We start from the raw sequence: 13,477 nt of genomic DNA on the forward strand, positions 1-13,477 counted from the left end.
GCCGGGGACATCGCCATGCGCGCTGCCGAATCCGCCGCCCGCCCGACCAAACGGATCGTGCTCGACGATCCGCACTCGGTCGACAACATGCAGGAAGCCGAAGTCACGCGGGTGCGCAGCCTGCGCGGCTTCTGGCGCTGGGCTCTGGTGGCCGCCGCCGCGGCCACCATCCTGCTGTGCATCAACCAGCAGTTCTCGCTGCGTTTCTTCGTCGGCTACACCCAGCTCAATACGGAGTACTTCTATCTCCTGATCGCGCTGGTGCTGCCGTTCACCTTCCTGATCTTCCCGGCGTCACCTACCGCGCGACTGGACCGTGTCCCGCTGTACGACGTCGCGCTGTTTCTGCTGACGATCGGCGCGGCGCTGGTGCTGATGAGCGCCATCCGCAAGGCGGCCGAAGCCGGATGGGAATTCGGCGGCGCACCGACCCACGTCTTCATCGCCGGCCTGGTGATGTGGGCGCTGCTGATGGAGGCGATGCGCCGCACCGGCGGCTGGAGCCTGCTGCTGTGCATCTTCCCGTTCACGGTGTATCCGCTGTTCGCCGGCGCGCGCTGGCTCGGCCCGCTCGGCGGATCGCAGTCGACGTTGGAACAGGCCACCGCCTATCACGTGCTGTCCGGCGAGAGCCTGCTCGGGATTCCGATCCAGGCGTTCGCCGACACCGTGATCGGCTTCCTGGTGTTCGGCACCGCGCTGATGCTGACCGGCGCCGGAAAATTCTTCATCAATCTGGCGTTCGCGATCTGCGGCACGTTCCGCGGCGGCGCCGCCAAGGTCTGCATCTTCGCCTCGGCGCTGCTCGGCATGATGTCGGGCTCGATCATCTCGAACGTGCTGACCGCCGGAACCATGACCATCCCGGTGATGAAGAAGAGCGGCTTCCGCGCCTCCTACGCCGCGGCGATCGAAGCCTGCGCCTCCACCGGCGCGGTGCTGGCGCCGCCGGTGATGGGCGCCACCGCCTTCGTGATCGCGCAGTTCCTCAACGTCTCCTATGCGGAGGTCGCGCTCGCCGCGATCGTGCCGGCGGCATTGTATTACATCGGCCTGTTCATGCAGGTCGACGCCTATGCGGCGCGGCACGGGCTCGAGGGCATCCCGCGCTCGGAGCTGCCGAGCCTGTGGCAGACGCTGAAGGAAGGCTGGTACTACGCCTTCGTGATCGCGCTCCTGGTGGTGATGCTGCTGCATTTCAAGCGCGAGAGCCACGCCCCGTTCTACGCCACCGCACTGTTGCTGGTGCTCAACCAGATCTTCTCGAAAGACACCCGCTGGACCTCGGGCAGCATCGTCCGCTTCCTCGAGGTCAACGGCCGCACCTTCGTCGAGCTGATCGGCATCCTGGCCGGCTGCGGCCTGCTGATCGGCGCGTTCTCGATGACCGGCGTGATCTCCAGCCTCGCGGCCGACCTGTTGCGGCTCGCCGGCGACAACGCCTTCCTGCTGCTGGCGATGTGCGCGATCACCAGCCTGATCCTCGGCCTCGGCCTCACCACCACCGCCTGCTACATCTTCCTCGCCATCCTGGTGGCGCCGGCGCTGGAGAAGCTCGGGCTGAACCGGATGGCGGTGCACATGTTCATTTTCTATTGGGGCATGCTGTCGTCGATCACGCCACCGGTCGCGATCGCCTCGTTCGCCGCAGCCGGCATCGCCGGATCGCCGGCGATGAAGACGGGATGGGAATCGATGTGGGTGGGCAGCATCATCTATTTCATCCCATTCTTCTTCGTGATGAACCCGGCGCTGGTGCTGCAGGGACCGAGTCCGTATCTCGCCGCGCTCGGCCTGCTCGGGCTCGCGGCGCTCGGCACGGTGTGCATCTGCGGCGGCATCCAGGGTTATCAGGTCGGCGTCGGCGATCTGCGCCGCGCCGGCGCGCTGGAATGGCCGCTGCGCGTGGCGCTGGTGATCGGTGGCTTCGTGCTGGCGACCCCGGGCGGCGGCATCAATCCGCTGTCGCAGGTGCAGATCACCTCGCTCGGGCTGTGCCTGCTGGTCCCGACGCTGGCGATCGCGCTGCTGCTGGTGCGCCGCGGCGACCCGCCCCGGCAGGCGGCACGGCTGGTGCTGTGAGGACGATTGCGGCGGCGGGCCTCTGCCCGCCGTCGTTCAAATTTCACTGGACTTGCTACACGCACTGATTGAGCATCCTGGCGTTTCAAACCAAGGAGCTTTGCAATGCAGCGTGTATTGGAAGTCACTTCGGTTGATCTCAGCCTGGTCAAGACCAAGCCTCCGCAGATTCACATTGTCACTCACGGGACCGTGCCGACTTCGGGATGGAAGCATCCGCGGCTGTCGCCGTGGTTCTATATCCGGCCGCCAGACGACGGCATCCAGGACTTCGACTTCGTCGCCGATGCCCCGACCGGCATCGTGCTGCCGATGATCACCACGATCGTCGCCGAAGCCACCATTCCGCGCGACCCCGAGGATTATTGGGGACCGGCAAAGGCGCTCCGCGGCGTCCGGATCCACGCGCGCGGCAACACCAAGGAAGCGAGCTTCAATGCAGCCGAGGATCTCGCACAGGCGATCTCGCTGTTTCGCGGCGACGATGATCCGATTCCGTGGCTGATCGTCACGGCGACGTCGGCGGACTGCGACCTCACCGGCAAGGTGCTCCGCGTCTATCATACCGGCGACGTGCTCGAGACAGGCTACCGGACCGACCGCGGCAATATCGAGCTCGATCCCACCACCGACCGCGTCGTGCGGGTGTGGTGCGGCTGAGCTTCGCGACCAACGGCGGCGGGCATTGAGGTGCCCGCTTGCCGTTCCGGCTCAGCGATCAGACTTCTCGAAGAACGGCACCAATTGCCCGGTGAACTGCGTAAAGCCGGCGCGGACGCGGTCGCCGATCGCAAGATCGGCCGCGCCGTGGGCCATCATCCGAAACCCTTCGGCGCAATCGACCAGCACGATCTTGAACGGCACATGCGCCCGCGCGTCGGCGGTGGCGGCGCGATGAACCAGGGTCGCGGCGCAGACCACGCCCTCGCCGCTCGCGACCATCGTCGTCAGCTCCTCGCCGCCACAGCCCGCGCAAAAATCCCGACGGAAATACTGCACGGCGCCGCAACCGCCGCAGCGCTGATACGCAATCCTCGGCTCGTCGCAAGTCCAGTCGGGCATCGCCATCTCGCTCATCGCACCCGCTCCAGGATCATGCTGACATGTGACGACAACACGCCGCCATCGCCATGCAGCAGCGCCAGCGACGCATCGCGCACCTGACGGTCGCCGGCCCGCCCGGTCATCTGCAGATGGGTCTCGACCAGATGCGCCATCGCACCACCGACGCCGCAATGGCCATAAGACAGCAGACCGCCATGGGTGTTCAGCGGCATCGCGCCATTTCGCGAGAAGTAGCCATCCCGCGCCCGCGCTGCCGCTTCACCTCGACCTGCGAGCCCGAGGTCTTCGAGCAGCATTAGCAGCGTGATGGTGAAGCTGTCGTACACTGCGGCGTAGCGCATGTCGGACACCGCGACGCCGCTCGCAGCCTTGGCGCGCGCGATCGACAGCTCGGCGCCGGACGGCCCGTCGGCCGGCATCGCCGTGACATGCTGATGGGTGTGCGCCTGACCGCAGCCGCGCACCTTGATGCGATGTTCGGTGGTCGGCTCAGCGCTGATCACCAGCGCGGCGCCGCCGTCCGACACCGGGCAGCAATCGAGCAGCTTCAGCGGTGAGGCGATCGGTTTCGACGCCATCACCTCGGCGACGCTGATCGGCTCGCGAAACTGCGCGCCCGGATGAGTGATTGCGTGGCTGCGCATCAGCACCGCGAACTCGGCGAGGTCTTCCTCGGTGACGCCGTGGTCGTGCATATAGCGCGATGCCACCAGGCCGTAATAGGCCGGGATGGTCGGCCCGAGCGGCACCTCGTAGATCGGGTGACCGACCTGTGCCAGCGCCTGCACCGAGGCGTCCCGGCTCTGCCCGCTCAAGCGATTCTCGCCGCCGACCACCAGGATGTTGTTCGCCGCCCCGCTCTCGACGAGCTGATGCGCCAGCATCGCCATCGCCATGCCGGTGGCGCCGCCGACCTGCACCGCGTGGCAGTAGCTCGGCCGGATGCCGAAATGCTCGGCGAACACCGTCGCCAACATGATATGCGGCATCGTGGTCGAATAGCCGCACAGCAGCCCGTCGATATCGCCGCGCTTCAGCCCCGCATCCGCAATCGCCGCCTCCGCGGCTTCGCGCATCAAGCTGAGCGTGGTCGAACCGTCGATCTTGCCGAACCGCGTGAGGCCGACGCCGTTGATGTAGCTCATGACGTAAGCGCCTGTTTTCGTCGCTCGGTAGCGCATCTCAACGTCATTCCGGGGCGCGAGCGCAGCTCACGAACCCGGAATCTCTGTGCGCAACGATCTCGGGATTCCGGGTCTGCGCTGCTGACGCAGCGCATCCCGGAATGACGGAGGAGAGACCGATTGTAATCAAGGCGATCAGCACCGCGCGCTCCCTTCCCCCTTGCGGGGAGGGGTCGGGGGTGGGGGGCCGCGGGCACTGAGCCTGTGGCAAGTGCCCTCACCCCAGCCCTCTCCCGCAAGCGGGAGAGGGAGAACAGGCACTGTGCCGGCAACCCAGCAACGCGATTGAGCACTTCTCCTGCTTGCTTCATTTTCTCAGCTCCGCTTCCGGCAGCTTCAGCGCCCCGCACGCCGCCAGCGCCGCGATCTCACCGTCGCCATAGCCCGCCTCGCGCAGCACCTCGGCGCCGTGCTCGCCGAGCCGGGGCGCGAAGCGCTGGCGTTCGACCTTGGTGTCCGACCAGGTCGCCGACACCTTCATGTCGCGGATCGGGCCCTCGCTGGGATGCTCCACCACGGGGAAGAAATCGGTCGCAACCAGATGCGGATCATGCAGGGTGCTTTCGAGGTCGTGCATCCGCATTGCCGGCACATCGGCTTCGTCAAGAAGTGCCACCCACTCGTCTGTGGTCCTGGTCAGGAAGATCCGCGCCAGCTCGGCATAGACCACGTCGATGTTCACCGCCCGCCGCGCGAAGCTGGTGTAGCGGTCGTCGGCGAGCAGATCGTCGCGGCCGACCGCGGTGAGAAAGCTGATCCACTGCTTGTCGTTATAGACCATCGCGCAGATGTAGCCGTCGGCAGTCTGATATGGCCGGCGGTCCGGCGACAGATGCCGCGCGTAGCCGCCGCGATCGAGCGGCGGCTCGTAGGTCAGTCCGCCCATGTGATCGCCCATCACGAAGCTCGCCATCGTCTCGAACATCGGAATGTCGAGCCGCTGGCCGTTTCCGGTGCGATCCCGATGCACCAGCGAGGCGCAGATCGCGCCGACAGCGGTGAGCCCGACGATGCGGTCGACCAGCGCATTCGGCACGTAGCGCGGCGTGCCGTCACCGACCCGCGCATTCAGCGCGGGCAGCGCGGTGGCGCCCTGGATCAGATCGTCATAGGCCGGCTTGGCCGCATACGGCCCGTCCTGGCCGAAGCCGAACAGACCGGCATAGATCAGCCGCGGATTGAGCGGCGCGACGTCGTCATAGCCGAGCCGCAGCCGCGCCATCGCCTGCGGGCGAACGTTATAGACCAGCACGTCGGCGCGCGCGATCAGCCGCAGCGCGGCGGCGCGGCCGGCGTCGTGCTTGAGGTCGAGGCAGATGCTGCGCTTGTTGCGGTTGGCGTTGAGAAACACCGGCCCCATGCCGGGATGCCGCGCCGGGCCGATCTGCCGGGTGACGTCGCCGTCGGGGGATTCGATCTTGATGACGTCGGCGCCGTAGTCGCCGAGCATCTGGGTGGCGTAAGGCCCCATCAGCACCGACGTCATGTCGACGATTGTCGTGCCCGCCAGTGGCCCCATCGCGGCGCTTCGCATCCCTGGTTCGCGGCGCTTATGATCGCACCGTCCTGGCGATGTAACGGGACCACCTCGCCGAGATCAAGCCGACGTCCGGCATGGCGCCATGCGGGACAAACTCCACGGCGCGGAAGGTTTTGACCGCCCTCATTGACCGCACCACCCCACGCGCCGTTGACTTCGCGCGTCCCTGGGCCGAGACGAGAGGCAATGACCACCCATCATGAGACCTACACCGCGCCGCCATTCGGCCCGGCGCTGATGCTAAACGCCTTCGCGCCCTCGCGCGGCTGGAATCCGACAGACGGCTTCCCGGACTTCAGCTTCATCTGGCGCGGCTATCAGATCAGCCCGGCCGCTCTGGCGACCTTGCAGCGCGCTGCGGGCCGTGACGACGCAGCCACGGCCGACCGGCTGATGCTGCTGGCACCGCACGTCACCGGCTTCCGACTGACGATGGCGCTACTGATGTGCCGGGACTGGCCGCTGCCGATCTGGCGCGCGCTGCAATTGCGCAACCGCCTGATCCGCCGCGGCGAGATCCGCATCGCGTTTCCGTCCAACCTGATCGTGCGCGCAACGGGGTGGCGGGTACACGACAGGGGCATCGAGCTCGACATCCACGCTCACCTGCTGCAGGGCGACGACTGCGTCTGGGAGAGTATCACCACGTTCTACTATCGCGGCCGTTTCGACGGGCCGGCGAGCCACGGCGCCGACGACGGCGCCCCGATGACCTCCCCGGCGATCGACCCGGAGTTGGAGCCGGTGGCGCATTGGATCGCCGAGGGCGGCGATCGGCTGCGCTGGGCGCGGCTGACCGGCGACTACAATCCGCTGCACCTGCTCGACGTCTATGCGCGCCGCACCGGCTTCGCCGCCGCCTCGGCCCACCCGCAACGCATCGCCGCCGAATGCCTCGGCCACCTGACGAAAACCTCCGCTCCGAACCAGCTCGACCTCTGGCTCAAGGGGCCGGTCTACTACAACCGCGCGGTGACGCTGCGACAGACGCATTCGGCCGAGGGCGAAGACTTCGCGCTGTGGGTCGACGGCGACGAGCGCGCCGCGATGGTGGGGGTGATACGCTAACTCCGTCATCGCGGGGAGGCGAAGCCGACGAAGCAATCCAGCTCTGGAACTATCAACTTGTCATGCCCGGCCTTGTGCCGGGCATCCACGCCTTTTAGAGCAGTTCGGCTTTTTGTAGAATCAGAGCTGATCCGCACCGCGTGCCACACGCACAACCTCATGGTGAGGAGGCGCGTAGCGCCGTCTCGAACCATGTGACGCAGGGAATGCGTTGCCCCATCCTTCGAGACGCCCGGCTTCGCCGGGCTCCTCTGGATGAGGACTCAGTGCCTTCGGAAAGGTCGGATCGTTTCAATCAAACGATGAACCGCTCTAGAATCCCGACGGCGCCGAAGGCGTGGATGGCCGGGACGAGCCCGGCCATGACGGGGAGAATCGGAAGTTGTTGCCGAATTACTTCACCATCTTCCGCAATTCCGTCTTCAGCACCTTGCCGTAATTGTTCTTCGGCAGCGCGTCGAGATAGACGTAGCGCTTGGGGCGTTTGAAGCGGGCGATGGCGGCGAGGCAATGTTGGTCGAGCGCAGAGTCGCTCGGCTCCGCGCCCTCCGCCAGCACGACGCAGGCGACGACGTTCTCGCCCCATTCCGGATCGGCCACCCCGATCGCCGACACCTCACGCACAGCCGGATGCGTCAGCAGCGCCTCCTCGACCTCGCGCGGATAGATGTTGGTGCCGCCGGAGATGATCACGTCCTTGGAGCGGTCTGACAGCGTCAGGAAGCCGTCATCATCCAAACGCCCGACATCGCCGGTGCGCAGCCAGCCGTGCTTCAGCGTCTCGGCATTGGCCTGCGGATTGTTCCAATAGCCGAGCATCACGGTTGAGCCCTTGACCTCGATCTCGCCGGTCTCGCCTGGCGGCAGCACTTCGCCGCTCGCGCCGGTGATCCGCACCGACACCACGCTCTGCGCGGTGCCGACCGAGGCGAGCCGCTGCAGATAGCGCGGATGATCGATGTCGGCATGCAGCGCACGCTTCAGCGAGGTGATCGTCATCGGCGATTCACCCTGGCCGTAGATCTGCACGAAGCGCTGGCCCATCACGCTGAGCGCCTCGCGGATGTCGGCGAGATACATCGGGCCGCCGCCATAGACGATGGTGCGCAGCCCCTCGCCGGTCTCGCCGCGGCGCTTGGCGGCCTCGACCAGCCGCTTGATCATGGTCGGCGCGGCGAACATCGCGACGTTGCCGAGCTGCTTGCCGAGGCCGAGCACCTCGTCCGGATCGAACCCGCCGGACTCCGGCACGACATGCCGCGCCCCGAACCGGACATGGATCATGTTGTAGAGCCCGGCGCCGTGCGAGATCGGCGCGGCATACAGCGCCGCATCATCGGGCGTCACCGCGTCGACATCGGCCAGATAGCTCAGTGACATCGCCACGAGATTGCCGTGGCTGAGCATCACGCCCTTGGGACGGCCGGTGGTGCCGGAAGTGTAGAACAGCCAGGCGAGATCGTGATCGTCGCGCGCGACCGGCGCCTTGGCCCCCTCGCCGCTGCGGGCGCGGTCGTAACCGTCGCTGTCGATCGCCAGCACCGCCATGCCGGGCGGCAGATCGCAGGAGGCTTCGTTGAAAGTGTCGGCGGTGTCGTCGCAGATCAGCGCCAGCCTCGCTTCCGCGTTGCTGCAGATCCAGGCGACCTCCTTGCCGTGCAGCTTGGCGTTGATCGGGATCGCCACCGCGCCCGCCCACCAGATGCCGTACAGCGCTTCGAGATAGCGCGTGCAATTATGCGCGAACAACGCGACGCGATCGCCGGGCGCGATGCCGTAATCGCGCGCCAGCGCCGCGCCGAACGATGCCGCACGCGACGCGAACGTCGCGTAGTCGGCATCGACCGTAGTGCCCGTCAGCAGCGCCGGAGCGCCCGGCCGCAGCCGGGCACTCGCAGCAAGCCATTCCGCCAGATTCATCCCCCGCCCCCCGGCTGTTGGTTACTTGGCCGGTTCGAGCACCGACACGTAATTGGCGACCGCCGCGCCGCCCATATTGAAGATGCCGGCGAGCTTGGCGTCCTTGATCTGCATGCCTTCCGGCGCCTGGCCAAGCAACTGCATCGCGCTCAGCACGTGCATCGACACGCCGGTCGCGCCGATCGGATGGCCCTTGGCCTTGAGACCGCCGGACGGATTGATCGGCAGCTTGCCGTCCTTCTGGGTCCAACCCTCCTTGATGGCGCGGGCGCCCTGCCCCTTCGGCGTCAGGCCCATCGCTTCGTATTCGATCAGCTCGGCGATGGTGAAGCAATCGTGGGTCTCGACGAACGACAGATCGTTCAGCGTGACGCCCGCCTGCTCCAACGCGCGCTGCCAGGCCACGGTGCAGCCCTCGAACTGCAGGATGTCGCGCTTGGACATCGGCAGGAAATCCTGCGCATGGGCGCGGGCGCGGATGTTGACCGCCTTGCCCATCGCTTTGGCGTTCTCGGCAGACGTCAACACCAGCGCCGCGGCGCCGTCGGACACCAGCGAGCAGTCGGTGCGCTTCAGGGGACCGGCGACGAACGGGTTCTTCTCGCCTTCGGCACGGCAGAACTCGAAGCCGAAATCCTTGCGCATCTGCGCATAGGGATTGGCGACGCCGTTGTGGTGGTTCTTGGCGGCGATCATCGCCAGCGCGTCGGACTGGTCGCCGTATTTCTGGAAGTACTTCTGGGCGATGATGCCGAACACGCCGGCGAACCCGGCCGGGGTCTCGCCGTCTTCCGGCAAGTACGACGCGCGCAGCAGGTTCTTGCCGATCTCCGGCCCCGGGGTGCGGGTCATCTGCTCGACCCCGACCACCAGCACCACCTTGGCGGCGCCGGATTCGATCGCGCGGATGCCCTGATGCACGGCGGCAGAACCGGTCGCGCAGGCGTTCTCCACCCGGGTCGCCGGCTTGAACCGCAGCGCCGGATCGGCCTGCAGCACCAGCGAGGCGGTGAAGTCCTGCGGCGAGAAGCCGGCATTGAAATGCCCGAGCACGATCTCGTCGACGTCGCCCGGCGCAATCCCGGCGTCGGCGATCGCCTCATTGGCGACGCGGACGATCATGCTTTCGACGGTTTCGGCGTCGAACTTGCCGAACGGCATATGGGCCCATCCAACGATGCTGGCAGTCATGGCGTTTTCTCCTCGAAGGTCGATGAAACTCGAACCTGGATTTATTATAGGATGACCATCAGATAAAGACATCCCCGCTCACGGAATGGTGGCCGGGCGTGGCACGAAGGGCGGACGCCGGCCCATCCGCGTCATTGCGAGCGCAGCGAAGCAATCCAGAGACCGTGCACGGAGCTGGATCGCTTCTCGCGGAGCCTGTACCCGGACGGAGCGAAGTCCCGATCCGGCTGCTCCTCGCAATGACGGTACGGGGCAAGGCGGTTACTTCACGAACTTGCCGCCCAGTTCGTCCTCGATGTGGATTCGGATGATGTCGTCGAAGGTCTTCTCCGCCGTGGTGAAGCCGAGCTTCAGCGCGCGGTCGGTCGAGAAGTTGCGCGGCCAGCCGGCGACGATGCCGATGATGGTCGGATCGGGCTCACGCTTGATCCGTGCCACCACGGCCTTGCCGGCGACGCGCTCCAATGCGGCGATCTGCTCGCCGACCGTGGCGGGCAGCCCCGGCATCGACAGGCTGCGGCGCGGCCCGATCGCAGCAGTGTCCATCGTGGCGGCGTGGATCAGGAAGCCGACTGCGGAGCGCGGCGAGGCGTGCCAGTGCATCACCTCGTCGGACACCGGCAGCACCGCTTCCTCGCCGTTCAGCGGCTCGCGGATGATGTTGGAGAAGAAGCCGGACGCCGCCTTGTTCGGCTTGCCGGGGCGGACGCAGATCGTTGGCAGGCGGATGCCGACGCCGTCGAAAAAGCCCTTGCGGGTGTAGTCGGCGATCAGGAGTTCGCAGATCGCCTTCTGGGTGCCGTAGCTGGTCAGCGGCGCCGACAGGAATTCGTCGCCGATCTTCTCCGGGAACGGCGCGCCGAACACCGCGATCGACGAGGTGAACACCAGCCGCGGATGATAGTCGCCGCCCTCGGCGCGGATCGCGTCGATCAGATGCTTGGTGCCGTCGAGATTGATCCGGTAGCCCTTGTCGAAATCCGCCTCGGCTTCGCCCGAGACGATGGCCGCCAGATGGAAGATCACCTCCGGCCGATGCGCCACCAGCGCCGCCGCCTGACCGGGCTCGGCGAGGTCGGAGGTCACCACCTGGATCGCGACCGAGGCATGCGGCGGCCGCGCCGGCGCCACCACGTCCTGCAGCGTCATCCGGGTGATGTCGCGGCTGCCGAGCCGCCCGTCCGCCAACAACCGGTCCGTGAGCTTGCGGCCGACCATGCCGGCGGCGCCGAGGATCAGAATGTGCAAGGAACGTCCCCTCTCAATTGTCATTCCGGGACGCGCCGCAGGCGCGGACCCGGAATCTCGGTACTCGCTGCAGATTCCGGGTTCGCGAGCTCCGCTCGCGCCCCGGAATGACGGGCCTGATGATGAATCTCAAAGTCCATGAGGCGAGTGTGGCCCATCCTTCGAGACGCGCGCAAGAGCGCGCTCCTCAGGATGAGGTGGTGCCGGCGGTGGGAAAGCGATGCTACTCCTTCACCGCCCCGGTCATCGCCGACACGTAATGCTCGACGAAGAACGCGTACAGGATGACGAGCGGCAGCGAGCCGACCAGGGCGCCGGCCATCAGCGAGCCCCATTTGTAGATGTCGCCGTCGACGAACTCGTTGACGATCGCCACCGGCACGGTCTTGTTCGGCGTCGATTGCAGGAAGGTCAGCGCGTAAATGAATTCGTTCCAGCACAGCGTGAAGCAGAAGATGAACGCCGAGATCAGCCCCGGCACCGCCAGCGGAATGATGATCTTGACCAGGATCTGCCAGCGCGAGGCGCCGTCGATCAGCGCGCATTCCTCGAGCTCGAACGGGATGGTCTTGAAATAGCCCATCAGCAGCCAGGTCGAGAACGGAATCAGCAGGGTCGGATACACCAGGATCAGCGACAGCGGCGAGTCGAACAGGCCGTAGGCCTGGATCACCGAGGCGAGCGGAATGAACAGGATCGACGGCGGCACCAGATAGGCGAGGAAGATCGCGCCGCCGACCGTATCGGCACCGCGGAAGCGCAGCCGCACGATCGCGTAGGCGGCGAGCACGCTGGCGGCGATCGACAGCACGGTCGAGGCGGCGGCGACATACATCGTGTTCCACAGCCAACGCGGATACTGCGTCTCGAACAGCAGCTTCTCGATGTGCTTGAAGGTCGGATGCACCACCCAGAACGGGTTGTAGGTGTCCATATCGATCAATTGCTCGTCGGGTTTGATCGACGTCAGCGCCATCCAGTAGAACGGGAACAGCAGCACCACCAGGATGATGAGCAGCGGCAGATACAGCGTCACCAGCCGGCGCGGCAGCGACTCCAGATAGCTCATGCCCTCGCTGTCGTCGCTCTGCGCCACGGTGGCGGCAGCTTTGACGGCGAGCCGGGGATCGGTGGCGGTGGTCTCAGTCATTGTCGCTCCCCTGCTGCCATTTGCGCCGCTGCATGCCGAACCACGAGATCGCGATCGCGGCGAGCAGGAACGGGATCATCGCGGTGGCGATCGCCGCGCCCTCGCCGAGCCGGCCCGACAGAATGCCGCGCTGATAGCTCAACGTCGCCATCAGATGCGTGGCATTGACCGGCCCGCCGCGGGTCAGCGCCCAGATCAGTTGGAAATCGGTGAAGGTGAACAGCACCGAAAACGTCATCACCACCGCGATGATCGGGGTCAGCAGCGGATAGGTGATGTAGCGGAAGCGCTGCCACGCGGTGGCGCCGTCCAGCGTCGCGGCCTCGTACAGCGACGGCGACACCGTCTGCAGGCCGGCCAGCAGCGTGATCGCCACGAACGGCACGCCGCGCCAGATATTGGCGAAGATCACCGATGCGCGGGCCCAATTGCTGTCGCCGAGGAAGTTGATGTTCTGATCGATCACCCCGAGCTTGATCAGCGACCAGGAGATGATCGAGAACTGCGAGTCGTAGATCCACCAGAACGCGATCGCCGACAGCACCGTCGGCACGATGAACGGCACCAGCACCGCAGCGCGGATGATCGCCTTGAACGGCATGTGGCGGTTGAGCAGCAGCGCCAGATACAGGCCGACCGCGAATTTGATCGCGCTGGCGACCACGGTGTACAGAATGGTGTTGAACACCGACAGCCAGAAGATGCTGTCGTCCCACAGCCACTCATAATTCTCGATGCCGATGAACACCCCGTCGCGGCCGATCCGCGCGTCGGTGAAGCTCATCCACACCCCGAGAAACAGCGGATAGGCCAGGAACAGCAGCAGGAACGCCGCGGCCGGCAGCATGAACCACAGCGCGATGAAGTTGCGGTTGGTCTTGAGCTGCGACCAGGCCGAGGGCCCGCCGTCGGACCGCCCCGGCGCGGCTGTCTGGATCGTGCTCATCGGCCGCTGCTTTCTGTTGACGTCTTCTGCTTCATTCCGACCGACCCGTCGTTCCTCACCGTCATGCCCGGGCTCGTCCCGAG

The 13,477-nt window shown here is 66.2% G+C and carries 11 protein-coding genes; 3 read left to right on the top strand and 8 right to left on the bottom strand.

All coding sequences use genetic code 11. The features are described 5' to 3' along the window. Nucleotides 1-15 precede the first annotated feature (15 nt). On the top strand, nt 16-2,082 hold the full coding sequence (locus FLL57_RS12695) for a TRAP transporter permease (RefSeq protein WP_142883066.1): 2,067 nt from the start codon (nt 16-18) through the stop codon (nt 2,080-2,082). 105 nt (nt 2,083-2,187) lie between these two features. Next, nucleotides 2,188-2,742: a hypothetical protein gene (locus tag FLL57_RS12700; protein WP_142883067.1), complete on the top strand. Its 555-nt coding sequence runs from the start codon at nt 2,188-2,190 to the stop codon at nt 2,740-2,742. 51 nt (nt 2,743-2,793) lie between these two features. Here the strand turns inward: FLL57_RS12700 and FLL57_RS12705 are convergent, their stop codons facing one another. The 3 genes from FLL57_RS12705 to FLL57_RS12720 all read right to left on the bottom strand — a co-directional run bounded on the left by FLL57_RS12705 (nt 2,794) and on the right by FLL57_RS12720 (nt 5,850). Beyond that, nucleotides 2,794-3,159: a Zn-ribbon domain-containing OB-fold protein gene (locus FLL57_RS12705; protein ID WP_142883068.1), complete on the bottom strand. Its 366-nt coding sequence runs from the start codon at nt 3,157-3,159 to the stop codon at nt 2,794-2,796. Continuing rightward, on the bottom strand, nt 3,156-4,292 hold the full coding sequence (locus tag FLL57_RS12710) for a thiolase family protein (RefSeq protein WP_142883069.1): 1,137 nt from the start codon (nt 4,290-4,292) through the stop codon (nt 3,156-3,158). Before FLL57_RS12710 ends, FLL57_RS12705 begins: the two co-directional genes overlap by 4 nt. A 346-nt stretch (nt 4,293-4,638) precedes the next feature. After that, entirely contained in the window at nt 4,639-5,850 is a 1,212-nt protein-coding gene (locus FLL57_RS12720) for a CaiB/BaiF CoA transferase family protein (RefSeq protein ID WP_142883070.1), read from the bottom strand. Between the two features lie 207 nt (nt 5,851-6,057). On the opposite strand from FLL57_RS12720, the gene FLL57_RS12725 reads away from it, so the two are divergent. Continuing rightward, nucleotides 6,058-6,939, top strand: coding sequence for an acyl dehydratase (locus FLL57_RS12725; RefSeq protein ID WP_013501667.1), 882 nt, complete (start codon nt 6,058-6,060; stop codon nt 6,937-6,939). Nucleotides 6,940-7,332: 393 nt separating this feature from the next. On the opposite strand, the gene FLL57_RS12735 is transcribed toward FLL57_RS12725, so the two are convergent. From FLL57_RS12735 to FLL57_RS12755, 5 genes are all read right to left on the bottom strand, one after another. Next, on the bottom strand, nt 7,333-8,859 hold the full coding sequence (locus FLL57_RS12735; RefSeq protein WP_142883071.1) for a class I adenylate-forming enzyme family protein: 1,527 nt from the start codon (nt 8,857-8,859) through the stop codon (nt 7,333-7,335). A 21-nt stretch (nt 8,860-8,880) separates the two neighbouring features. Continuing rightward, nucleotides 8,881-10,050 carry an acetyl-CoA acetyltransferase gene (locus tag FLL57_RS12740; RefSeq protein ID WP_142883072.1) on the bottom strand — a complete coding sequence of 390 codons (1,170 nt, stop codon included), beginning with the start codon at nt 10,048-10,050 and terminating at the stop codon, nt 8,881-8,883. Nucleotides 10,051-10,311: 261 nt separating this feature from the next. Next, the gene (gene denD, locus FLL57_RS12745; RefSeq protein WP_142883073.1) at nt 10,312-11,298 is read right to left on the bottom strand and encodes a D-erythronate dehydrogenase; all 987 of its coding nucleotides are present in this window, start codon (nt 11,296-11,298) and stop codon (nt 10,312-10,314) included. A 223-nt stretch (nt 11,299-11,521) separates the two neighbouring features. Continuing rightward, nucleotides 11,522-12,448, bottom strand: coding sequence for a carbohydrate ABC transporter permease (locus FLL57_RS12750; RefSeq protein WP_142883074.1), 927 nt, complete (start codon nt 12,446-12,448; stop codon nt 11,522-11,524). Then, entirely contained in the window at nt 12,441-13,394 is a 954-nt protein-coding gene (locus FLL57_RS12755; protein WP_142883075.1) for a carbohydrate ABC transporter permease, read from the bottom strand. The genes FLL57_RS12750 and FLL57_RS12755 overlap by 8 nt, the downstream gene beginning before the upstream one ends. Between the last annotated feature and the right edge of the window lie 83 nt (nt 13,395-13,477).

It is taken from the genome of Rhodopseudomonas palustris, from assembly GCF_007005445.1.
Taxonomy (GTDB): domain Bacteria; phylum Pseudomonadota; class Alphaproteobacteria; order Rhizobiales; family Xanthobacteraceae; genus Rhodopseudomonas; species Rhodopseudomonas palustris_G.

Coding starts and splice junctions, on each gene's coding strand:
- FLL57_RS12695 (WP_142883066.1), top strand. CDS start 16: ATGCGCGCTGCCGAATCCGCCGCCCGCCCGACCAAACGGATCGTGCTC.
- FLL57_RS12700 (WP_142883067.1), top strand. CDS start 2,188: ATGCAGCGTGTATTGGAAGTCACTTCGGTTGATCTCAGCCTGGTCAAG.
- FLL57_RS12705 (WP_142883068.1), bottom strand. CDS start 3,159: ATGAGCGAGATGGCGATGCCCGACTGGACTTGCGACGAGCCGAGGATT.
- FLL57_RS12710 (WP_142883069.1), bottom strand. CDS start 4,292: ATGAGCTACATCAACGGCGTCGGCCTCACGCGGTTCGGCAAGATCGAC.
- FLL57_RS12720 (WP_142883070.1), bottom strand. CDS start 5,850: ATGGGGCCACTGGCGGGCACGACAATCGTCGACATGACGTCGGTGCTG.
- FLL57_RS12725 (WP_013501667.1), top strand. CDS start 6,058: ATGACCACCCATCATGAGACCTACACCGCGCCGCCATTCGGCCCGGCG.
- FLL57_RS12735 (WP_142883071.1), bottom strand. CDS start 8,859: ATGAATCTGGCGGAATGGCTTGCTGCGAGTGCCCGGCTGCGGCCGGGC.
- FLL57_RS12740 (WP_142883072.1), bottom strand. CDS start 10,050: ATGACTGCCAGCATCGTTGGATGGGCCCATATGCCGTTCGGCAAGTTC.
- FLL57_RS12750 (WP_142883074.1), bottom strand. CDS start 12,448: ATGACTGAGACCACCGCCACCGATCCCCGGCTCGCCGTCAAAGCTGCC.
- FLL57_RS12755 (WP_142883075.1), bottom strand. CDS start 13,394: ATGAGCACGATCCAGACAGCCGCGCCGGGGCGGTCCGACGGCGGGCCC.